The sequence below is a fragment of the Cupriavidus sp. 05L411 genome, assembly GCF_056398045.1.
In genome coordinates this window covers 19,005-41,527 of record NZ_JBFTOQ010000050.1, presented here as the reverse complement: position 1 = coordinate 41,527, position 22,523 = coordinate 19,005, and the positions used below count along the sequence as shown (strand labels likewise).

At 65.8% G+C, this 22,523-nt stretch carries 18 protein-coding genes; 15 read left to right on the top strand and 3 right to left on the bottom strand.

Annotated elements, in window-relative coordinates; genetic code table 11:
- Positions 1-56 precede the first annotated feature (56 nt).
- The 9 genes from AC1DQR_RS34540 (at position 57) to AC1DQR_RS34500 (ending at position 12,285) form a co-directional block, all read left to right on the top strand.
- A complete protein-coding gene (locus AC1DQR_RS34540; protein ID WP_477134662.1) occupies positions 57-4,031 on the top strand; it encodes a DUF3683 domain-containing protein in 3,975 nt (1,324 codons plus the stop codon).
- A 115-nt stretch (positions 4,032-4,146) separates the two neighbouring features.
- Positions 4,147-4,581 carry an HIT family protein gene (locus tag AC1DQR_RS34535; protein ID WP_477134661.1) on the top strand — a complete coding sequence of 145 codons (435 nt, stop codon included), beginning with the start codon at positions 4,147-4,149 and terminating at the stop codon, positions 4,579-4,581.
- Between the two features lie 159 nt (positions 4,582-4,740).
- Positions 4,741-6,606: an ABC transporter ATP-binding protein/permease gene (locus AC1DQR_RS34530; protein WP_477134660.1), complete on the top strand. Its 1,866-nt coding sequence runs from the start codon at positions 4,741-4,743 to the stop codon at positions 6,604-6,606.
- A 52-nt stretch (positions 6,607-6,658) separates the two neighbouring features.
- The gene (locus tag AC1DQR_RS34525) at positions 6,659-7,072 is read left to right on the top strand and encodes a gamma-butyrobetaine hydroxylase family protein (RefSeq protein ID WP_150987857.1); all 414 of its coding nucleotides are present in this window, start codon (positions 6,659-6,661) and stop codon (positions 7,070-7,072) included.
- 44 nt (positions 7,073-7,116) lie between these two features.
- Complete coding sequence (gene ubiE, locus AC1DQR_RS34520) at positions 7,117-7,848, top strand: bifunctional demethylmenaquinone methyltransferase/2-methoxy-6-polyprenyl-1,4-benzoquinol methylase UbiE (protein ID WP_150987860.1); 732 nt, start codon at positions 7,117-7,119, stop codon at positions 7,846-7,848.
- 52 nt (positions 7,849-7,900) lie between these two features.
- On the top strand, positions 7,901-8,926 hold the full coding sequence (locus tag AC1DQR_RS34515) for a Tim44 domain-containing protein (RefSeq protein WP_416047569.1): 1,026 nt from the start codon (positions 7,901-7,903) through the stop codon (positions 8,924-8,926).
- Positions 8,927-9,210: 284 nt separating this feature from the next.
- A complete protein-coding gene (locus AC1DQR_RS34510) occupies positions 9,211-9,885 on the top strand; it encodes a ubiquinone biosynthesis accessory factor UbiJ (protein ID WP_416047570.1) in 675 nt (224 codons plus the stop codon).
- Positions 9,886-9,990: 105 nt separating this feature from the next.
- Positions 9,991-11,568, top strand: coding sequence for a ubiquinone biosynthesis regulatory protein kinase UbiB (gene ubiB, locus AC1DQR_RS34505; RefSeq protein ID WP_477134659.1), 1,578 nt, complete (start codon positions 9,991-9,993; stop codon positions 11,566-11,568).
- 57 nt (positions 11,569-11,625) lie between these two features.
- Entirely contained in the window at positions 11,626-12,285 is a 660-nt protein-coding gene (locus tag AC1DQR_RS34500) for a methyltransferase domain-containing protein (RefSeq protein ID WP_416047572.1), read from the top strand.
- A gap of 35 nt (positions 12,286-12,320) precedes the next feature.
- Here the strand turns inward: AC1DQR_RS34500 and AC1DQR_RS34495 are convergent, their stop codons facing one another.
- The gene (locus AC1DQR_RS34495) at positions 12,321-12,929 is read right to left on the bottom strand and encodes a hypothetical protein (protein WP_416047573.1); all 609 of its coding nucleotides are present in this window, start codon (positions 12,927-12,929) and stop codon (positions 12,321-12,323) included.
- A gap of 460 nt (positions 12,930-13,389) precedes the next feature.
- Here AC1DQR_RS34495 and AC1DQR_RS34490 point away from each other — a divergent pair, with 460 nt between their 5' ends.
- The 4 genes from AC1DQR_RS34490 (at position 13,390) to aspS (ending at position 17,947) form a co-directional block, all read left to right on the top strand.
- Positions 13,390-14,826, top strand: a complete 1,437-nt coding sequence (locus AC1DQR_RS34490) for a high affinity choline transporter 1 (RefSeq protein ID WP_253933021.1) — start codon at positions 13,390-13,392, stop codon at positions 14,824-14,826.
- A 199-nt stretch (positions 14,827-15,025) separates the two neighbouring features.
- Positions 15,026-15,385, top strand: coding sequence for an FmdB family zinc ribbon protein (locus tag AC1DQR_RS34485; protein ID WP_416047574.1), 360 nt, complete (start codon positions 15,026-15,028; stop codon positions 15,383-15,385).
- A gap of 14 nt (positions 15,386-15,399) precedes the next feature.
- A complete protein-coding gene (locus tag AC1DQR_RS34480; RefSeq protein ID WP_150987888.1) occupies positions 15,400-16,098 on the top strand; it encodes a DUF502 domain-containing protein in 699 nt (232 codons plus the stop codon).
- A gap of 43 nt (positions 16,099-16,141) precedes the next feature.
- Positions 16,142-17,947 carry an aspartate--tRNA ligase gene (gene aspS, locus AC1DQR_RS34475; protein ID WP_150987891.1) on the top strand — a complete coding sequence of 602 codons (1,806 nt, stop codon included), beginning with the start codon at positions 16,142-16,144 and terminating at the stop codon, positions 17,945-17,947.
- Positions 17,948-18,011: 64 nt separating this feature from the next.
- Here the strand turns inward: aspS and AC1DQR_RS34470 are convergent, their stop codons facing one another.
- The gene (locus tag AC1DQR_RS34470; RefSeq protein WP_416047575.1) at positions 18,012-19,310 is read right to left on the bottom strand and encodes an MFS transporter; all 1,299 of its coding nucleotides are present in this window, start codon (positions 19,308-19,310) and stop codon (positions 18,012-18,014) included.
- Positions 19,311-19,344: 34 nt separating this feature from the next.
- Positions 19,345-20,328: an agmatinase gene (speB, locus tag AC1DQR_RS34465; RefSeq protein ID WP_477134658.1), complete on the bottom strand. Its 984-nt coding sequence runs from the start codon at positions 20,326-20,328 to the stop codon at positions 19,345-19,347.
- Positions 20,329-20,457: 129 nt separating this feature from the next.
- On the opposite strand from speB, the gene AC1DQR_RS34460 reads away from it, so the two are divergent.
- Entirely contained in the window at positions 20,458-21,354 is an 897-nt protein-coding gene (locus AC1DQR_RS34460) for a LysR family transcriptional regulator (RefSeq protein ID WP_477134657.1), read from the top strand.
- A gap of 190 nt (positions 21,355-21,544) precedes the next feature.
- Complete coding sequence (locus AC1DQR_RS34455; protein ID WP_477134656.1) at positions 21,545-22,435, top strand: hypothetical protein; 891 nt, start codon at positions 21,545-21,547, stop codon at positions 22,433-22,435.
- Positions 22,436-22,523: the final 88 nt, after the last annotated feature.

Below are 22,523 nucleotides of genomic sequence, written 5' to 3'. Positions count from 1 at the left end.
TTTAAAGACGATCCGGCGCACCGTCTCCGTGCGCTACAGGAAGCGGTCCCCTCCCCATGAACGCCCCACTCGTGCTCGATGCCAAACTCGCCGCGCAGGATGCGCCTGCGCGCCTGCGAGAGATCCCTTATAACTACACGTCATTCTCGGATCGCGAGATTGTCATCAGGCTGCTAGGCGAAGAAGCCTGGCGCATCCTGGCCGAACTGCGCGGCGAACGCCGCACCGGCCGCTCCGCCCGCATGCTGTACGAAGTGCTGGGCGATATCTGGGTGGTGCGCCGCAATCCCTACCTGCAGGACGACCTGCTGGAGAACCCCAAGCGCCGCCAGATGCTGGTTACGGCACTGCACCACCGGCTCTCCGAGGTGGAAAAACGCCGTGCCGCCGACCGTGCCGAGCACGCCGAGCCGGCCGCCGAGGACCGCTCCCACCGGGTCGAGCAGCTGGTCAGCTTCGCCAAGCAGGCCATCGAGGACTTCAAGCAGGAGTTCGCGGACGCCTATGACCTGCGCAAGCGCACCCAGCGCGTGCTGGGCCGCATCACGCAGAAGGACAACATCAAGTTCGACGGCCTGTCCCGCGTCTCGCATGTGACTGACGCGACCGACTGGCGCGTGGAATATCCCTTCGTGGTCCTCACCCCGGACACCGAGGAAGAGATCGCAGGCATGGTCAAGGGCTGCTTCGAGCTGGGCCTGACCATCATCCCGCGCGGGGGCGGCACCGGCTATACCGGCGGCGCCGTGCCGCTGACGCCGATGAGCGCGGTCATCAACACCGAGAAGCTGGAACATCTCGGGCCGGTCGAGCAGACCGACCTGCCGGGCGTGCCGCACAAGGTCGGCACCATCTTCTCCGGCGCTGGCGTGGTGACGCGCCGCGTGGCGGATGCGGCGGACAAGGCCGGGCTGGTGTTCGCGGTCGACCCGACCTCGATCGATGCCTCCTGCATCGGTGGCAACGTGGCCATGAACGCCGGCGGCAAGAAGGCCGTGCTGTGGGGCACCGCGCTGGACAACCTGGCCTGGTGGCGCATGGTGGATCCGGAAGGCAACTGGCTGGAAGTCACGCGCCTGGACCACAACCTGGGCAAGATCCATGACGTGGCGGTCGCCACCTTCGAGCTCAAGTGGTCGGACGGCAACCGCGCGCCCGGCGAAAAGCCGCTGCGCACGGAAACCCTGGCCATCGAAGGGCGCAAGTTCCGCAAGGAAGGCCTGGGCAAGGACGTCACCGACAAGTTCCTGGCGGGCCTGCCCGGCATCCAGAAGGAAGGCTGCGACGGCATCATCACCAGCGCGCGCTGGATCCTGCACCGCATGCCGGCGCATGTGCGCACCGTCTGCCTGGAGTTCTTCGGCCAGGCGCGCGACGCCATTCCGAGCATCGTGGAAATCAAGGACTACCTCGACGCCGAATCGCGTACCCCCGGCGGCGCCATCCTGGCCGGCCTGGAGCACCTGGACGAGCGCTACCTGCGCGCGGTGGGATACGCCACCAAGAGCAAGCGCAACGCCTTCCCCAAGATGGTGCTGATTGGCGACATCGTCGGCGACGACCAGGACGCGGTCGCCCGCGCCACCTCGGAAGTCATCCGCATGGCCAACGGCAAGAGCGGCGAAGGCTTCGTCGCGGTCAGCCCGGAAGCCCGCAAGAAGTTCTGGCTGGACCGCTCGCGCACCGCCGCCATTGCCAAGCACACCAACGCCTTCAAGATCAATGAAGACGTGGTGATCCCGCTGCCGCGCATGGGCGAGTACACCGACGGCATCGAGCGCATCAATATCGAGCTGTCGATCAAGAACAAGCTCCAGCTGACCGATGCGCTGGAAGCCTTCTTCGCGCGCGGCAACCTGCCGCTGGGCCGCAGCGACGACGCCAACGAGATCCCCAGCGCCGAGCTGCTGGAAGACCGCGTGCAGCACGCGCTGCAGCTGCTGCGCGAGATCCGCTCGCGCTGGACCTACCTGCAGGACCACCTGGATACGCCGCTGGCCACCGCGCGCGCGTCGCTGATCGGCCACGGCCTGGGCCTGCTCGGCCAGGCTTTCGAGGCGCGCCTCGAGCAGCAGCCGGACGCCACCGTGTTCCACCTGCTGCAGGACCGCACCATCCGCGTGTCCTGGAAGAGTGAAGTGCGCGCCGAGCTGCGCAATATCTTCAACGGCGGCGAGTTCAAGCCCATCCTCGACGAAGCGCAGAAGATCCACAAACAGGTGCTGCGCGGCCGCGTCTTCGTGGCGCTGCACATGCACGCCGGCGACGGCAACGTGCACACCAATATTCCGGTCAACTCGGACGACTACGACATGCTGCAGGACGCCCACCGCGCGGTGGCCCGCATCATGGCGCTGGCGCGCTCGCTGGACGGCGTGATTTCCGGCGAGCACGGCATCGGCATCACCAAGCTGGAGTTCCTGACCGAGGACGAGATCGGCGAGTTCCGCGAGTACAAGCAGCGCGTGGATCCGCTGGGCCGCTTCAACAAGGGCAAGCTGTTGCCCGGCGCTGACCTGCGCAATGCCTATACGCCGTCGTTCGGGCTGATGGGGCATGAGTCCATCATCATGCAGCAGAGCGATATCGGCGCCATTGCCGACAGCGTCAAGGACTGCCTGCGCTGCGGCAAGTGCAAGCCGGTGTGCGCCACCCACGTGCCGCGCGCCAACCTGCTGTACAGCCCGCGCAACAAGATCCTGGCGACCTCGCTGCTGGTGGAGGCCTTCCTGTACGAGGAGCAGACCCGCCGCGGCATCTCGATCAAGCACTGGGACGAGTTCTCGGACGTGGCCGACCATTGCACGGTCTGCCACAAGTGCGTGACGCCGTGCCCGGTCAAGATCGACTTCGGCGACGTGTCGATGAACATGCGCAACCTGCTGCGCAAGATGGGGCAGAAGAAGTTCAATCCCGGCACCGCCGCGTCGATGTTCTTCCTCAACGCCACCAACCCGCAGACCATCAACATGACCCGCAAGGTCATGATCGACTGGGGCTACAAGGCGCAGCGCCTGGGCAACGACGTACTCAAGAAGTTCGCCAGGAAGCAGACCGCGCATCCGCCCGCCACGGTGGGCCGCGCGCCGGTGCAAGAGCAGGTGATCCACTTCATCAACAAGAAGATGCCGGGCAACCTGCCCAAGAAGACCGCGCGCGCGCTGCTAGACATCGAAGACAACGAGATCGTGCCGATCATCCGCGACCCGAAGCGGACTTCGCCCGAGACCGAGGCGGTGTTCTACTTCCCGGGCTGCGGCTCGGAGCGGCTGTTCTCGCAGGTGGGCCTCGCCACGCAAGCCATGCTGTGGCATGTGGGCGTGCAGACCGTGCTGCCGCCGGGCTACCTGTGCTGCGGCTATCCGCAACGCGGCAACGGCCAGTTCGACAAGGCCGAGAAGATGGTCACCGACAACCGGGTGTTGTTCCATCGGGTCGCCAACACGCTCAACTACCTCGATATCAAGACCGTGGTGGTGAGCTGCGGGACCTGCTACGACCAGCTTGCCGGGTATGAGTTCGACAAGATCTTCCCGGGCTGCCGCATCATCGACATCCACGAATACCTGCTGGAGAAGGGCGTCAAGCTGGAGGGCGTGACCGGTACGCGCTATATGTACCACGACCCCTGCCACACCCCGATCAAGACCATGGACCCGACCAAGCTCGTCAACGAGCTGATGGGCGGCAATGAAGGCGGCGGCAAGATCGAGAAGAACGAGCGTTGCTGCGGCGAGTCCGGCACGCTGGCGGTGTCGCGCCCCGACGTTTCCACCCAGATCCGCTTCCGCAAGGAAGAGGAAATGACCAAGGGCGCGGACAAGCTGCGCACCGACGGCTTTGTGGGCGACGTCAAGATCCTGACCAGCTGCCCGTCCTGCCTGCAGGGTTTGTCGCGCTACAAGGAAGACGCCACGGTCACGGCGGACTACATCGTGGTGGAGATGGCCAAGCACCTGCTGGGCGAGAACTGGATGCCGGACTACGTGGCCAAGGCCAACTCGGGCGGCATCGAGCGGGTGCTGGTGTGATGGGGGAGGCGAGGGCGGTGCCACTGGTTTTCTCCCCTCTCCCGCTTGGCGGAGAGGGGCCGGGGGAGAGGGGAGCCGACTTTGGACGGCGGGTTGAGGTAGCGGGAGCGCCCGCATGAACCTCGTCCCCAACTGCCCGCTGTGCGAGACGGACGGCGGCGAGCTGGTCTGGCGTGGCGAGCGCGCCCGGGTCATCCTGGTCGAGCATGAGCGCTTTCCCGGCTTCTGCCGGGTGGTGTGGAATGGCCACGTGGCCGAGCAGACCGACCTGCCTGAGGACGACCAGGCCTGGCTGATGCGGCTGGTGGCGCGGGTGGAGCGCGCGGTGCGCGAGACCATGGCGCCCGACAAGGTCAACCTGGCCGCCTTCGGCAATATGGTGCCGCACCTGCACTGGCATATCATTCCACGCTACCGCTGGGATACCCATTTTCCCGAAGCCGTCTGGGCGGCTGTGCAGCGCGAGCCTGATGCTGAGCGCCTGGCTGGCCTTGCGCAGCGCCTGCCGGCGTTGCGCGCGGCCCTGGCGAAACTGGACGAAGCAGGCTGACGCCTGGCGTGGCCGTACCCGTGCCGTGCTGGCGTTGCTGTCGGTTTTTTTGAGTTTCCGGAACCAGCCGGGCAGCGCCGTCTTCTAACACCCGTTGTCTTCATTCCCACAAGAGCGGGGCCGGTGGATCAGCCCTGGCCCGCTTGCGCGAAAGGTGCTATGTCCACACCGACTTCCGTTACCGTTCCAGGCCCGGCCGTGCCGGCCCGTGCCCTCAAGATCCAGAGCCGCCTGCGGGTGGCCGAGACGTGGGACCTGATCAAGCCTTACTGGAAATCCGAGGACCGCAAGGCCGGTCTCGGGCTACTGGCCTTCGTGGTCGCGCTCAATCTCGGCATCGTTTATATCAACGTGCTGCTCAACGAATGGAATCGCGTGTTCTACAACGCGCTGGAGCAGCATGACTACACCTCCTTCAAGGCGCTGCTGATCCGTTTCTCCTGGATCGCCGGCTTCTTTATCGTGGCGGCCATATCCCGGCAGTACTACACCATGATGCTGCAGATGCGCTGGCGTACCTGGATGACCGACCGCTTCATGGACCACTGGCTCAGCCACCAGGCTTACTACCGCATAGAACAGACGCACGCCACGGACAACCCCGACCAGCGGCTTGCGGACGACCTGCGCTCGTTTACCGATGGCGCGCTGTCTCTTTCGCTCGGGCTGCTCAATTCGGTGGTGACGCTGGTGTCTTTCGTCGGCATCTTATGGGCCGTTTCCGGGCCGATCAGCTTTATGCTGGGCGGCACCGAGATCACGATTCCGGGCTATATGGTGTGGTTCGCGGTGGGCTATGCCGTGATCGGTTCGCTGATTGCCCACGTGGTGGGCCGGCCGCTGATCGGCTTGAGTTTCCAGCAAGAGCAGTACGAGGCGGATTTCCGTTTCATGCTGGTGCGCTTGCGCGAGAACAGCGAGCCGGTGGCGCTTTACCGGGGCGAGCCTACCGAGCAGGCGGGCCTGCGCTCGCGTTTTGACCGCATTCGCGCCAACTGGAAACAGTTGATGCGCTATACGCGTCGCCTGACCTTTGTCAGTTCCGGCTACGGCCAGTTCGCCATCATCTTTCCGCTGCTCGTGGCCGCGCCGCGCTACTTCGCCGGCAAGATGACGCTGGGCGGGCTGATGCAGGTGAGCCAGGCCTTTGGCCAGGTGCAAGGTGCGCTGTCGTGGTTCGTTGACAACTATTCCACTCTGGTCGGCTGGAAGGCCGCGGCCAACCGGCTGATCGACTTCCGCGATGCCATCCGCGTGGCGGAACGTCAGGACGAGGAGCACACCGGTGTGCGCGATATCGAGGTGGACCAGGCCGATACCGACGGCATCCGCATCGACACCCTCGCGCTGGCGCTGCCAGTGCGCACCGGTAATGGCGGCGAAATCCACCAGCGGCCGCTGGTGGCGCCGTTCTCGCTGGAGATCGGCGCCGGCGAACGTTGGCTGGTCAGTGGTCCCTCTGGCTGCGGCAAGAGCGTGTTGTTCCGCGCGCTGGCCGGCATCTGGCCCTATGGCAGCGGCAAGGTAGCCATGCCGCGTGCGGCCAGCTTGCTTTTCCTGCCACAACGCAGCTACCTGCCGATCGGCTCGCTGGCTGATGCGCTGGCTTATCCCGACGCCGGCACCGTGCATAGCCGTGAAGCCTTGCAGAAGGTGCTGCGCGAAGCCCGGCTCGGTGCCCTGGCCGAGCAGCTCGATGTGTTCGACAACTGGTCGCTGCGGCTGTCGCCGGGCGAGCAGCAGCGCCTGGCCTTTGCGCGCGCCCTGCTGCAAAAGCCCGATTACCTGTTCCTGGACGAGGCCACCAGCGCGCTCGACGAGGAAACCGAAAGCGCGATGTACCGCCTGATGGTGGACTCCCTGCCCGGCGCGGCGATCATCAGCATCGCCCACCGCAGCACGGTTGCCGCCTTCCATGGCAAGCGCCTGCGCTATGTCGCGGCCGACGGAGCGCACTGGGAGGCGGAGCACGATGGGCAAGGTGAGGCGGCTGCGGTAAGCTATCGGGTCGTACACGAAGCGTAAAGGCCGGTGTGGCCGCAACCTGCGGCTCGCCCACAGCCGCGCGCCACCCATCATGGCAGGCCTTGAAAAAGATACTCCCCATCCCACCGCCCTTACCGTGCACACCCAGTCGCGCGTGCTGGAGGTGGGTTTTGACAACGGATCCAGCTTCCGGCTGCCGTTCGAATACCTGAGGGTGAACTCCCCCTCGGCCGAGGTCCAGGGCCACGGCCCGGGCCAGGAAGTGCTGCAGACCGGCAAGCGCGACGTCACCATCGCCGCGGTGGAGCCGGTCGGCAACTACGCCATCCTGATCCGTTTTTCCGACGGCCACGATACCGGCATCTATTCCTGGGAACTGCTTTACCGGCTGGGCGCCCAGCAGGACGCCATCTGGCAGTCCTATCTGGAGCGGCTGGAAGCGGCCGGCGTCGATCGCGACACCCCCATGGTGGCCCCCGGCGGCCATGCCTGCGGCAGCCATTGAGATTGCGTGCCCCCGCGGGCCATTACTGAGTTCTGGAGCGAGTTATGAGCGAGACCCACTTCGGGTTCGAGAAGGTCAAGGAAGAAGAGAAGGCCGGCAAGGTAGCCGAAGTCTTCCATTCGGTGGCCAATAAGTACGACGTCATGAACGACCTGATGTCCGGCGGCATGCACCGGTTGTGGAAGATGTTCACCATCGCCCAGGCCGGCGTGCGGCCTGGCTTCAAGGTGCTCGACATCGCCGGCGGCACCGGCGACCTGGCCAAGGCCTTCGCACGCCAGGCCGGGCCCACCGGCGAGGTCTGGCTGACCGACATCAATGAGTCGATGCTCCGGGTTGGACGTGATCGCTTGTTGAATAAGGGCATCGTCATCCCCACCTGTCTCTGTGACGCCGAGCGGATTCCGTTCCCGGACAACCACTTCGACCTGGTCACCGTGTCCTTCGGGCTGCGCAACATGACGCACAAGGAGGTGGCGCTGTCAGAGATGCGCCGGGTGATCAAGCCGGGCGGCAAAGTCATGGTGCTGGAGTTTTCCAAGGTATGGAAGCCGCTGGAAAAGGCCTACGACATGTATTCGCTGAAGTTCCTGCCATGGCTGGGACAGCGCGTGGTACAGGATTCCGATAGCTATCGTTATCTGGCTGAATCGATCAGAATGCATCCAGACCAGGCTTCACTTGTACGGCTTATGGAACATGCGGGCCTGGAGAATGTCGAATACTTCAACCTGACGGCGGGCGTGGTGGCACTCCACGTCGGGCGAAAGTACTAGACTGATATAGGCTCAAAGAAAAATGAGCGAACTTAACAGGGGAAGCACTGATATGTCGCTATTTCGCGCAAAATTCATGGCGGGTGTGCTGATTGGCACGCTTGCCCTCGGCATGGCGCTCGACGCCAATGCCAAACGCCTCGGCGGGTCGCGCAGCATCGGCAAGCAATCGTCCGGCGTGACGCAACGCCAGCAAGCACCGGCACAGCAATCGCCGAACCAGACGCCCGCGCAGCAGGCGCCGGCCCAGCAAGCCGCGCCCGCAGCAGCCGGCGCCGGCGCAGCCGCTGCTGCCGCGCCCAAGCGTAACTGGGGCGGCATGCTCGGCGGCATCGCCGCCGGCCTGGGCATTGGCTGGCTGCTGTCGCACTTCGGCCTGGGCGGTGCCGCCATGGGCTTCCTGTCCAACCTGATCCTGATCGCCCTGGTGGCATTCGCCGCAATCTGGCTGATCCGCAAGTTCCGCGGCGGCGCCAAGGCACCGCAGCAACCGGCCTATGCAGGTGCGGCAGCCGGTGCCGGCAGTGGCTCGGGTAACGGATTTGGTGGCAGCAACGAACCGGCCCTGCGCCAACAAGTGCCGGTTGGCGCACCCAACCCGGTGATGCCTGCGCCCGGTTCCGTCGCCTCGATGCAGTCCGCCGCACCGGTGATGGCTGGCGCCGCCGTTGGTGCTGCGGCAGGCGCGGCCCAGCCCTGGGGCGTGCCGGCCGACTTCGACACCCAAGCCTTCCTGCGCAATGCCAAGGTCTACTACGTACGCCTGCAGGCGGCCTGGGACGCCGGCAATCTTGAAGACATCCGCGAGTTCACCACGCCGGAAATGTTCGCCGAGATCAAGATGGACCTGTCCGAACGCGGCGCCGAGGTCAACAAGACCGACGTGGTCACGCTGGAAGCCGAACTGCTCGGCATCGAAGACGGCCCGGCCCAGCATCTGGCCAGCGTGCGCTTCTCCGGCATGATCCGCGAAAAGGCCGGCGATCCCGCCCAGCCCTTCGCCGAAGTCTGGAACCTGGCCAAGCCGGTAAGCGGCCCCGGCGGCTGGCTGCTGGCAGGGATCCAGCAAACTTCCTGAGTGCAGGGAGTGCCTCGCCGGCAGGTTCAAGGCCGGCAGGTGGCATAGAATGGAGGCCCACGTGAAAACGTGGGCTTTTTTTGTTTGTGGGGTGGGGGGATTCTGTTGCTTGACTTGGAAGTTAAAGTCAAAGTCAAAGGCAGTTTCACCACCCCTGCGGGGCGGCGAAACTGCAGTTGCTTTTGATGTTAAGCACGTTGAAGTGCCGTTGAAGTTGACTTTGACTTTAGAACCGATCAACCACTAACACCTCCTGAAAGGCCCGCCCCCAGCCGCACCCAATCATGACCACCCTCCCCACCCCCCTGGCCACCCCCCCGATCACCGCCCTGAACCACCTGCTGGAACAGGAGCCCTGGGCAACCACCATGCTCCAGCCCTTCGCCGGCCGCATCATCCGCTTTGACGCGGCCGCGTTCACGCTCGCCTTGAAGGTGACGGAGCAGGGCCTGACGGAGCTGGCTCCGGTGGATGAAACCCCGGCGGTTACGCTGACCGTGCCGCTGCAGCAGTGGCCGCTGGTGGCCTCGGACGTGGCGGGCGGCGGCCAGGCGGCGGCGATGAAGCATGTGCGCATCGAGGGCGATGCCGAACTGGCCAACACGGTCTCCACGCTGGCCCGCAACCTGCGCTGGGATGCGGCCGAGGACCTGTCGCGCGCATTGCGCGGCATCCTGGGCGGCCCAGTGAGCGACAGCGTGGCGCAACGGGTGGTGGACGGCGTGCAGCAGATGCATGCCCAGGCCACGCGCGTGGGCCGCGCGCTGGTCGATAACGTGACCGAGTACCTGCTCGACGAGCAGCCGACCCTGGTGCGCCACGCGGCGCTCGACGAATTCGGCACCGGTGTGAGCGCGCTGCGCGACGACCTCGCCCGGCTGGAAAAGCGGCTGGAAAAGCTGGAGCAGCGCACCCGCTCCGAGCGTGGCGCCGGCACGCTGCCGTCCGCCCATCGCTGATCGCCCGCGGCCTGCCGCCGCCAGACCCTTGCTCAATTGCGCATCCACGGCTTTATCCATTGCCAGACCGGCCAAGCAGCACGGCCCCAACACTGAAGAACCTGCATGACCCGCTTCCTGCGCCTTTGCAAGATCGTTTTCGTCATCCTCTACTATGGCCTCGACGAGCTCGTGCTGTCTGGCTTCAAGAGCCGCCGCATCCGTTTCCTGGTGCGTGTCATTACCATTGGCCGCAAGCTCGACATGCCCCGCGGCGAACGCCTGCGCCAGGCGCTGACGCGCCTGGGCCCGATCTTCGTCAAGTTTGGCCAGGTGCTCTCCACCCGGCGCGACCTGATGCCCGAGGACATTGCCGACGAGCTCGCCAAGCTGCAGGACCAGGTGCCGCCGTTCGATTCCGTCGTCGCGGTCAAGATCATAGAGCGCTCGCTGGGCCGGAAACTGGCGACGCTGTTCGAGAGCTTCGACCACAAGCCGGTGGCCAGCGCGTCCATCGCCCAGGTTCACTTCGCCATCCTGAAGGGCGGCCCCAACCACGGCCGCGAAGTCGCGGTGAAGGTCCTGCGCCCGGGCATGCTGCCGGTCATCGACAGCGACCTGGCGCTGATGCGGGACCTGGCCGCCTGGCTTGAGCGTTTCTGGGCTGACGGCAAGCGCCTGAAGCCGCGCGAGGTCGTCGCCGAGTTCGACAAATACCTGCACGACGAACTCGACCTGATGATCGAGGCCGCCAACGCCAGCCAGCTGCGCCGCAACTTTGCCGACACCAAGCTGCTCCTGGTGCCCGAGGTGTTCTGGGACTGGTGCAGCAGCGAGGTCTTCGTGATGGAGCGCATGCACGGGATCCCCATCTCGCGCACCGAGTCGCTCAGGGCGGCTGGCGTCGACATGCACCTGCTGGCGGAGGAGGGCGTGGAGATCTTCTTCACGCAGGTGTTCCGCGACGGGTTCTTCCATGCCGACATGCACCCGGGCAACATCCTGGTGTCGGTGGCGCCGCAGAGTTTTGGGCGCTACATCGCGCTGGACTTTGGCATCGTCGGCGCGCTGTCCGAGTTCGACAAGAACTACCTGGCGCAGAACTTCATCGCCTTCTTCCGCCGCGACTACCATCGCGTGGCGCTGCTGCACGTGGAGTCGGGCTGGGTACCGGCCCATACGCGGGTGGAGGAACTGGAGAGCGCGGTACGGGCGTGCTGCGAGCCCTATTTCGACAAGCCGCTCAAGGAGATCTCGCTGGGCATGGTGCTGATGCGCCTGTTCCAGACCTCGCGCCGCTTCAATGTCGAGATCCAGCCGCAACTGGTCCTGTTGCAGAAGACCTTGCTCAATATCGAAGGGCTCGGGCGCCAGCTCGATCCGGACCTGGACCTGTGGAAGACCGCCAAGCCCTTCCTCGAGAAATGGATGCACGAGCAGGTCGGCTGGAAGGGTGCCTGGGAGCGCATCCAGGTGGAGGCCCCGCAATGGGCCAAGATGCTGCCTGACTTCCCGCGCCTGGCGCACCAGTTCCTCGAGCGCCGCGCCCTGGTCGACAATGGCCAGCAGGAGAAGCTGCTGGCCGCCCTGGTCGCCGAGCAGCGCCGCACCAACCGCCTGGTCGGCACGGCCTTGTTGCTGGTTGGCGGATTCATCGCCGGGGTGGTGCTGACCGAGCTGCTGGCCTGGGTTGGCTACTGGTAGCGCACGGGATCGTGCCCCGAATCGCCTGGGTGGCGAGTGCAAGGTTGATGAAATGCAATGCAGTGGAGAGTGGAGGCTAGCTTGACCAAATCCGATAACGCGCCGAACAAGGCCGCGGCCCCGCCAGCCTTTACCACGCGCAACGCGGGGGACCCGGCTTTCTGGGATGAGCGCTTCGAGAAGGGCTTCATGCCCTGGGACCTGGGCGGCGTGCCGGCCGATTTCGAGGCCTTCGCCAGCGCGATGGTGCCGTGCCCAACGCTAATCCCTGGCTGTGGCAACGGCTGGGAAGCGGGGTGGCTCCATGCGCGGGGCTGGCCGGTGACCGCCATTGATTTCTCACCCGAGGCCGTGGCCAGCGCGCGCCGCGCGCTGGGGCCGGCCGGGGCCGTCGTGCACGAGGCGGATTTCTTTGCCTTCGCGCCCGAGCCTGCCTGCCAGTGGATCTACGAGCGGGCTTTCCTGTGCGCCTTGCCGCCAGCCATGCGGGCCGGCTACGCCGCTCGCGTGGCGCAACTGCTGCCGCCGGGCGGGCTGCTGGCCGGCTACTTCTTCCTGGACGAGACGCGCGGCGGGCCGCCTTTCGCCATCCCCGAGGCAGAACTGCGCGCGCTGCTTGAGCCGGCCTTCGAGCTGGTGGAGGCGCGGGCCGCCACTGGCTCGCTGCCGGTATTTGCCGGTCGCGAGCAGTGGCAGGTCTGGCGCCGCAGGGCTTAGGTTTCAGCGTTCAGCCGCGGGCGCAAGCCTTTGCTTCAGCCGCGCACGCGAGCGTTGTGCTTGTCGTGGTAGATCGCCCGGCTGTCGCGGTTTTCGGCGCGCTGGATGCCGCGCTGCTCGCCCGCGCCGACATGGCCGTTGGCGCCGGCACGCGCTTCGCGTCGATCCACGTGGGCCTGGCCGCGTTCGAGGCTGCCGGCCTCGTGGTTGGTGAGCGAGCCGTTGGCCACGCCGTTCTTGATGCGCTGCTCCTGATTGATATTGCGCTGCACGTCGGCCTGCATGCGCTGCGACGAGGCGCTGGCGGGGTTGCCGGTGATGCCGTTATGCGTGTCATGCGCGATGTCGCGGCTCACGTTGTTCTCGGCGCGCTGGATCGACGCCTGCTCGCGCGGCGAGACCGAGCCGTTGGCCAGGGCGTGCGCTTCCATGTGGTCCACCCGTGCGGTCTGCTTTTCCAGGCTGGCCGCTTCGCGCGTGCTCAGGCTGCCGGATTTCAGGCCGTTCTCGATGCGCTGTTCCTGGTTGACGTTGCGCTGCACGTCCTGCGAGACCGCCGCGGTCTGGGCGCTGGCCAGGCCGGCGCCGAGCAGGCCTGCGGCAATCATCAGGGTCTTGAGCATCTTGGTTTGGCGGTTCGACATGGTGTTCTCCTTTTCCTCATTGGGCCGTGTGCGGCAGCGTGGCTCGTGGGCGTGGCGCCCGATATTGCTGCCTTGGCTTCTTTAATGCGCGCCGGGCACGGCGCGCTGACGCAGGGTTTGTAAGCTGTGTAACCGCGCGTAAGCCCACGCGTAAGCCGCAAGCCTTGCGCACCATGGCGGGGCGCCGCGGCCGTGGCGGGCATCCACGGCGCAGTCCACGTCACCTGTGGCGCCGGGGCTGCACCGTCCCGGGCAATTTCCGCGTGGCGGCGGGTTTTTTTCTCGCCGCGCGGCAGGCGTCGCTATAATCCGCGTTTTGATTCGGCTACGACCGCAGGCTAGCTCAGCCACCCATGCGGCCCCGACCGATGAATTGGACTCCGGGCAAGGCTGGCCGCAAATCCCGCCTCACCGGCAACCGGTTTCTCGCCGCAAGGGCACTTTGGGATAGGGCAGCAGCATGCTGATCTGGTTCGTCATCATCTATTGGGTAATCTCCGTCGGCATTGGCCTGTGGGCCGCGCTGCGCGTGCGCAACGCCACCGACTTCGCGGTCGCCGGCCGCAGCCTGCCGTTCTACATCGTCACCGCCACCGTGTTCGCGACTTGGTTCGGCTCGGAGACGGTGCTGGGCATCCCCGCGGTTTTCCTCAAGGAAGGCTTGTCCGGGGTGGTGTCCGATCCTTTTGGTTCCTCGCTTTGCCTGATCCTGGTTGGCCTGTTCTTCGCGCGCCCGCTGTACCGGATGAACCTGCTCACCATCGGCGATTACTATCACAATCGCTACGGGCGGCTGGCCGAGGTGCTGACCACGCTGTGCATCGTGATGTCCTACCTGGGCTGGGTTGCCGCGCAGATCAAGGCGCTCGGGCTGGTGTTCTTCACCGTCTCGGACGGCGCGCTGTCGCAGGAAACCGGCATGATGATCGGGGCCGCCAGCGTGCTGGTGTACACCCTGTTCGGTGGCATGTGGGCCGTGGCGGTGACCGACTTCATCCAGATGATCATCATCGTGATCGGGATGCTGTATATCGGCTATGAAGTCAGCGGCCAGGCCGGCGGCGTGGCCGCGGTGGTGTCGCATGCGGCGGCGGCCGGCAAGTTCGAATTCCTGCCCTCGCTGGACCTGATCCAGATCATCGGCTTCGCGGCCGCGCTGTTTACCATGATGCTGGGATCGATCCCGCAGCAGGATGTGTTCCAGCGCGTGACCTCGTCGCGCACCGAGAAGATTGCCGGGCGCGCTTCGGTGCTGGGCGGCGTGCTTTACTTCTGCTTTGCCTTCATCCCGATGTTCCTGGCCTATTCGGCCACCATGATCGACCCGGAGATGGTGCAGAAGTACATCAACACCGATTCGCAGCTGATCCTGCCCAAGCTGATCCTGACGCACGCGCCCATGTTCGCGCAGGTGATGTTCTTCGGCGCGCTGCTGTCCGCCATCAAGAGTTGTGCCTCGGCGACGCTGCTGGCACCGTCGGTCACCTTTGCCGAGAATATCCTGCGGCCCTATTTCCGCCATCTCGACGACCGCCGCTTCCTGCGCGTGATGCAGGCTGTGGTGCTGGTGTTCGCCGTGCTGGTGACGCTGTTCGCGCTGAACTCGCATCTGTCCATTTTCCATATGGTGGAGAATGCATATAAGGTCACTTTGGTGTCGTCATTCGTCCCGCTGGCCTTTGGCATGTTCTGGAAGCCGGCCACGCGCCAGGGCGGCCTTGCCGCGATCATCCTCGGGTTGGTTTCCTGGCTGTGCTGCGAAATCGCCTTCGCCGACGCGGCGGTGCCGCCGCAGATGGTCGGCCTGCTGGTCTCCATTGGCGGCATGGTGTTTGGCTCTCTGCTGCCGCAGTGGATCAACGACCATCCGCGCGTCAAGGAAGTCCATCTGGCCTGAGCGTTGCGGGCATCCGGCGGGTCACGCGTGGCTTCGAAGGCACCCCGGCCTCTTTTTCCGCCGGCCCGGCGTTCTCAGAACGGTTTATAATTCAAGGCTTTGCACCGCAAGGTGCGCGCACGGGAGTGGCAACTTCCCGCTCGGCGCGGCCTCGCGGTTCCATCCAATTTCCGTTCCAGACTCCTTGCGGAGAGCCACTATGCCGATCTATGCCTATCGTTGCGACGCCTGCGGCCACGGGCGCGATGTGCTGCAGAAAATGAGCGATGCCCCGCTCACCGACTGCACATCCTGCGGCGCGAAGGGCACGTTCAAGAAACAACTGACCGCCGCGGGCTTCCAGCTCAAGGGGTCGGGCTGGTACGTCACCGATTTCCGCGGTGGCAACAGTGCCACGCCCGCTGCGCCCGCCACGGCGGCCGCCGGCAGCGCCACCGAGGGCAAGAGCGAAGCAGCGGCACCGGCCTCGTCCGGCGCAGCCACGGAATCCTCCAGCACCGTCAGCACGGCGCCGACCAGTACTGCCGGCGGTTCCGGCAGTGCCGTCGCCAGCCATTGAAGGCAGAACGCATCGTGCCGGCGAAGAAGACTTCCGCCCTCAAGACCTGGTTCCTCACCGGGCTATTGGTGCTGGTGCCGCTGGGCATCACGCTGTGGGTGTTGAACCTGGTCATCAGCACCATGGACCAGAGCCTGGCGCTGCTGCCTGAAGCCTGGCAGCCGGTCCAGCTGTTCAAGGTGCGCATCCCGGGCCTGGGCGCCATCCTGACGGTGGTGTTCATCCTGCTGGTCGGCCTGCTGACCCACAACTTCATCGGCCAGCGCCTGGTGCGCTGGTGGGAAGCGCTGCTGCGCCATATTCCGGTGGTCGGGCCGATCTACACCAGCGTCAAGCAGGTCTCGGATACGCTGCTCTCCTCGTCCGGCAATGCCTTTCGCAAGGCGCTGCTGGTGCAGTACCCGCGTGAGGGTTCGTGGACCATCGCATTCCTCACCGGCCGTCCCGGCGGCGATGTGCAGAATCATCTGCAGGGCGAGTATGTCAGCGTCTACGTGCCGACCACGCCTAATCCGACCTCGGGCTTCTTCCTGATGATGCCCAAGGCCGATACCATCGAACTCGACATGACCGTCGACGCCGCGCTGAAGTACATCGTCTCGATGGGCGTGGTGGCGCCGACCGAGCTGCCGCGCAAGAGCGGCTCGGTGCGCGCCGGCGAGGCGGAGGCAGAAGCCCTCGCCGAGTCCGCCGGCTCATCGCATTCAAATTGATCGCCGGCCGCATCGGCGGCCGCGTTATTCCGGGAATTCTCTTATGTCCTCCATGCGTACTCACTATTGCGGTCTCGTGACCGAACAACTGTCGGGCCAAGAAGTGGCTCTCACCGGCTGGGTGCAGCGTCGCCGCGATCACGGTGGCGTGATCTTCATCGACCTGCGCGACCGCGAGGGCCTGGTGCAGGTGGTGTGCGATCCCGATCGTCCCGAGATGTTCAAGGCCGCTGAGGAGATCCGCAACGAGTTCTGCGTGCGCATCACCGGCAAGGTGCGCCCGCGCCCCGCCGGCACCGAGAACGCCAACCTGACCTCGGGCAAGATCGAGGTGCTGTGCCATGAGCTGACCGTGCTCAACCCGTCGGTCACGCCCCCGTTCCAGCTCGATGACGACAACCTGTCCGAGACCACCCGCCTGACGCACCGCGTGCTGGACCTGCGCCGCCCGCAGATGCAGTACAACCTGCGCCTGCGCTACAAGGTGGCCATGGAAGTGCGCAAGTACCTGGACGCGCAAGGCTTCATCGACATCGAGACCCCGATGCTGGGCAAGAGCACGCCCGAAGGCGCGCGGGACTACCTGGTGCCTTCGCGGACCAACCCGGGCCACTTCTTCGCGCTGCCGCAATCGCCGCAGATCTTCAAGCAGATGCTGATGGTGTCGGGCTTCGACCGCTACTACCAGATCACCAAGTGCTTCCGCGACGAGGACCTGCGTGCCGACCGCCAGCCCGAGTTCACGCAGATCGACTGCGAGACCTCGTTCCTGAACGAGCAGGAGATCCGCGACCTGTTCGAGGACATGATGCGCACGGTGTTCAAGAACGCCATCGACGTCGACCTGGACGCCAGCTTCCCCGTGATGGAATTCCGCGAGGCCATGGCCCGCTTCGGTTCGGACAAGCCTGACCTGCGCGTCAAGCTCGAGTTCACCGAACTGACCGACGCCATGAAGGACGTCGACTTCAAGGTGTTCTCCGGCCCCGCCAACAGCGAGAACGGCCGCGTGGTCGGCCTGTGCGTGCCGGGCGGCGCCGCCATCTCGCGCAGCGAGATCGATGCCTACACCCAGTTCGTCGCCATCTATGGCGCCAAGGGCCTGGCCTGGATCAAGGTCAACGAAGTGGCCAAGGGCCGCGACGGCCTGCAATCGCCGATCGTCAAGAACCTGCACGACGCGGCCATCGCCGAGATCCTGAAGCGCACCGGCGCCAAGGACGGCGACATCATCTTCTTCGGCGCGGACAAGGCCAAGGTCGTCAACGACGCCATCGGCGGCCTGCGCCTGAAGATCGGCCACTCCGAGTTCGGCAAGACCCACGGCCTGTTCGAGGACGTGTGGAAGCCGCTGTGGGTGATCGACTTCCCGATGTTCGAGTACGACGAAGAAGATGCCCGCTGGGTCGCCATGCACCACCCGTTCACCAGCCCCAAGGACGAGCACCTGCAATACCTGGAAACCGATCCGGGCAAGTGCATCGCCAAGGCCTACGACATGGTCCTGAACGGCTGGGAAATGGGCGGTGGCTCGGTGCGGATCTTCCGTGAGGACGTGCAGAGCAAGGTGTTCCGCGCCCTGAAGATTGGCGAGGAAGAAGCCCGTGCCAAGTTCGGCTACCTGCTGGACGCGCTGCAATATGGCGCGCCCCCGCACGGCGGCCTGGCCTTCGGCCTGGATCGCATCGTCACCATGATGGCCGGCGCCGATTCGATCCGCGACGTGATCGCCTTCCCCAAGACCCAGCGCGCGCAAGACTTGCTCACGCAAGCACCGAGCGCGGTCGACGAGAAGCAACTGCGCGAGCTGCATATCCGCCTGCGCGCCGCGGAGCCGAAGACGGCCTGAGCCGGGTTTTCGTCTTGAAGAAAGGCTGCGCGCAAGCGCGGCCTTTTTTGTTTTTCGGGGCGCCTTAAATGCTTGCCGCGGTCGCGGGCAAGCCTGCCTCTCGCGCTCGCCCCACCAGCACCACGCACACCAGCGATAGCGCAGCAAATCCCCCATAGAACACGGCCATCGGCCACCACTGCGGAAAGAACCTGTCCGCCAGCAGCGTCGCCAGCAACGGCGTCAGGCCGCCGGCGAAGGCGCCGCACACCTGGTACGACAGCGAGATGGCGGTGTAGCGGATGCGCGCGGCGAACAAGCCGGTGACAAAGCCGGCAATGACGGCGTAATAGCCCGATTCGCATAGCGTGGCGATGGCGATGCCCAGGAACACCGTGTGGGGCTGCCCCATGCGTACCAGTGGCAGCATGACGAACGGCACGACGATGGCGCATGCGGCAACGATGGCGAGCACGCGCCGGGTGCCGAAACGGTCGGCCAGGTGCGCGGCGCCCAGCTGCACGAAGAACTGCAGCACCGCCACCCAGAACATGCAGTCGAGAATCATCGCCCGGTCCAGCGCCAGGTACTGCGTGGCATAGGAGATCATGAAGATGTTGCTGAAGTACACACCGGCGATGCCGTACACGTTGGCGCCGATCGCCAGCGCGATCAACGGCCACGCGCGCAGCGCTTCGGCCAGCGGCTGACGCGCCACGTCGCCGGTGGCCCGCATCGTCTCGAACTCCGGCGATTCGTTGACCGAAAGCCGGATCACGAAGCCGACCGCCAGCAGCACTGCGCTGGCCAGGAAGGGCAGGCGCCAGCCCCATTGCAAGAGGGCGTCGTGATCGAGCCGGCTGACGGCGCTGAACGCCAGCATTGACAGGATCAGCCCGCCCGCGCTGCCCAGCTGCGCGAACGAGGCGAAAAAGGTGCGCCGGCCGGCCGGTGCGTGCTCGCCTGCCAGCAACACCGCGCCGCCCCACTCGCCGCCGACCGCGATGCCCTGCAGCACGCGCAGCGCCACCAGTGCCACGGGCGCGATCCATCCCGCTTGCGCATACGTCGGCAAGCAGCCGATCAGCACCGTGGCGACGGCCATCAAGGACAGCGTGCCCATCAGCGCGCGCTTGCGCCCGAGGCGATCGCCGATGCGGCCGAACAGCACGCCGCCAATGGGCCGCGCCAGAAAGCCGATGGCGAATGAGCCGAACGAGGCCAGCAGGCTCAGCAGGCGGTTTTCGCCGGGAAAGAACAGTGGCCCGAAGACCAGCGCCGCGGCGGTGGCGTAGCTGTAGAAGTCATACCACTCGATGGTGGTGCCGACAAACGATGCCAGGGCGGCGCGGCGTGGTTGGGGAGCTGGCGGCTTGGCCTGCATGAAGGGTCTCCTGTTTATTGTTCTGGCGAAGGCATCAGGCATCGCGGTACTGGACGCCGGGCAGCACGCACAGCAGTTCGAACGCCAGGTTGGCCCCGAGCAGCGCCGTGGTGCCGAACGGATCGTACGGCGGCGATACCTCGACCAGGTCGGCGCCGACGAGATCCAGCCCGCGCGCGCCACGCACGATCTCCAGTGCTTGCGGCACGGTCAGCCCGCCGATCTCCGGCGTGCCGGTGCCAGGCGCGTAGGCCGGGTCGATGCCGTCTATGTCGAAGCTGATGTAGACCGGGCCGCCCGCCAGGCGCGCGCAGACGTCTTCCATCAGCGGTGCCAGTGACCGGTGCCAGCATGCTTCGGCGGTGATCACGCGAAAACCCTGCTGGCGGCACCAGTCGAAATCCTCGGCGGCATAGCCAGTGCCGCGCAGCCCGATCTGCACCACGCGGCCGCAGTCGAGCAGCCCTTCCTCCACCGCGCGGCGAAACGGCGTGCCGTGTGCGATCTTCTCGCCGAACATGGTGTCGTTCACGTCGGCATGCGCATCGACGTGGATCAGTCCGACAGGGCCGTACCTGGCATGCATGGCGCGCAGGATCGGCAGCGTGACGGTGTGGTCGCCGCCCAGCCCGATCGGGCGGCAACCCGTGGCGATGATGTCGCGGTAAGCCGCCTCGATGCGCGCAATGGAGTCGTGCAGGTTGTAGGGATTGGTTGCCACGTCGCCGATGTCGGCCACGCGCAAGGAATCGAACGGGGCGGCGCGCGTGGCCATGTTGTAGGGTCGCAGCAGCACGGATTCGGCCCGGATCTGGCGGGGCCCCAGGCGCGCGCCGTTGCGGTTGGATGTGCCCAGGTCGAACGGCACGCCGACGAAGCAGGCATCCAGCCCGGCGGTGCTCACGGCGGCGGGCAGCCGCATCATGGTGGCGATGCCGCCAAAGCGCGGCATGGCGTTGCCGGACATCGGCTGGAAGGGTTCGGCCCCCGTGGCCGGATGGAGCGGGTTTGCATTCATGATGATCGATTTGTCACGCCACGCTAGGTGACATGGCATGGTGGAGATATCGGCATTCTTGCCGATCGATCCTGCGCGTAGAATGCGAAATTTCTTAACCAAACATTGATTCGGGTCGATGTATCAATCATGCTAGGGCAGCCCTCCGATCTTGACCTGCGTCTGATCCGCGTTTTCCTGGCGGTGGTGGATGCCAACGGCATCACGCCCGCGCAGGCGACGCTCAACGTCAGCCAGTCCACGATCAGCACGCAGCTTTCGACGCTGGAGACGCGGTTGGGCTACCGGCTGTGCGAGCGCGGGCGCGGCGGCTTCCGGCTGACCGCGCGCGGCCAGCAATTTGTCGAATCCGGGCGCAAGCTGCTGACGGCACTGGAGGTCTTTGGCGCGGAAGCGCGCAAGGTGGGCCGCACGCTGGTGGGCACGCTCAGCCTGGGCTTGATCGGGCATACGCCGGTGAGCGCCAATGCGCGCATCAGCCAGGCAATCGAGCGCTTCCGCCAGCGGGACGAATCCGTGCATTTCGCGGTGTCGGTACGTTCGCCGGGGGAGCTGGAAGGGCTGCTGCTGGACGGCAAGATCCACATGGGCATCGGCTACTTCTGGCACCGCGTGCCCGCGCTGGACTACACGACCATCTTTCACGAGACGCAGCTCGCCTACGCCGGACGCGGCCATCCGCTCTTTGCCCTGGCCGGGCGCGTCGACCCCGCGGTCGCGCTCGGGCATGCGTGGGCCTGGCGCAGCTATCCGCTGCCGCAGGCCGCGGGTTCGGCGGCGGACCGGCTGGTGACAGCCGTGGCGGACAACATGGAGGCGGTGGCGATGCTGGTGCTGTCCGGCAGGCACCTGGGCTATTTGCCGGCGCATTTCGCGGCACCCTACGTGCTGCAGGGACAGTTGGCGCCTCTCGTGCCGCACGCGCTGCGCTATGACGTGCCGTTCGACATGGTGGTGCGACGCAAGCCGCACCGCAACGATCTGCTGGACGCCTTCGTCGCAGACATGAAGGCGGCTCACGCCTGAGGTAGTGGAGAACCGGCCAGGTCCGCCGACATTGGTCTCTCGCGCGGCACGTGCCACTGCCAGCACCCAATCCCTGGTTTCCAATTGTTACATCGCGGAACGAAGCCCTTTTCGTCCAGTCTTCTCCCTTTATAGCGCCAAGCCGCAAGCCCAATTCGAAGGCACGACGGCCGCGCGGGAGGAATTTGCCGTGCACCTGGATGTAGAACTGATTCGCCAGTTTTTACTGGCCCATGCCGAGACCATCCTCACCTGGCTGGCGGCCGGGCTGGTGATGATGCTGCTGGCGCGTTTCGAGCTGCGGCGCGCGGTGCGCCGCTCGGCGGTGGCCATGTCGGAGTCCGTGGCGACCACGGTGGCCGCCTGTGTGCCGGATATCGCGCATGCTGCGAAGACCGGCGGCGTTGGGGGCGTGCCGGTGCTGGAGCCGGTGGAAATGCAGCGCGCAGAAGCCCTGCGCCGGGTGGCGCTGGATACGGTGGGCACCGTCATGGCGCGTGGGCGCTGGCTGGAGGACCTCGGCAACCTGAGGCTGCCCGATGACGCTTTGCTGCAGGGCAGCCGCGCGGGCGGCGCGGATCCATTGCTGGTGGTGGCGCCGCAGCCGGTGGTGCAGGCTTACCTGACGGCCCAGCGCAGCTTCGATGAGTACGTCGTGAAGCTGCGCGACGAGCGTCGCGAAGCGCTGCGGCTGCAGGACGGCTTGCAGGCGCTGGCCGCGGAGGCCACGCATATCGAGCAGGAAACCGGCAGCATCGTGATGCGCTTCGAGCAGGTCAACGCACAGGCCGCCCAAGGTGTCGAAGCCGGAGACTACCAGCGCTTCCTGATCCAGAAGTACAACACGCTGGGCGTGCGTGAAAAGGAGATCGCGCACGAGCGCGCGCAGTTGCAGGCGCAGGTGCAGCAATGCGCGGACCGCCTGGCCGCGCATGCGCAGGTGGCTTCGCGCGAGTACACGCGCGCGCTGACCCCGTTGATGCAGCAACTGCGCGCCGCGTGGGGCCACGGCGACTCGCCAGGCGTATTCGAGACCTGGTTGCGCGAGACGCCGGCGCAGTCCAGCGTCCATGCCGCATGAATGGGCCTGGGCAGCAAGATCGCCATGTCCGCCATGTTTCCCATGGTGCCCGGGCGCATCTGCGGTAAGCTTGGGGACGCCGTTTGTC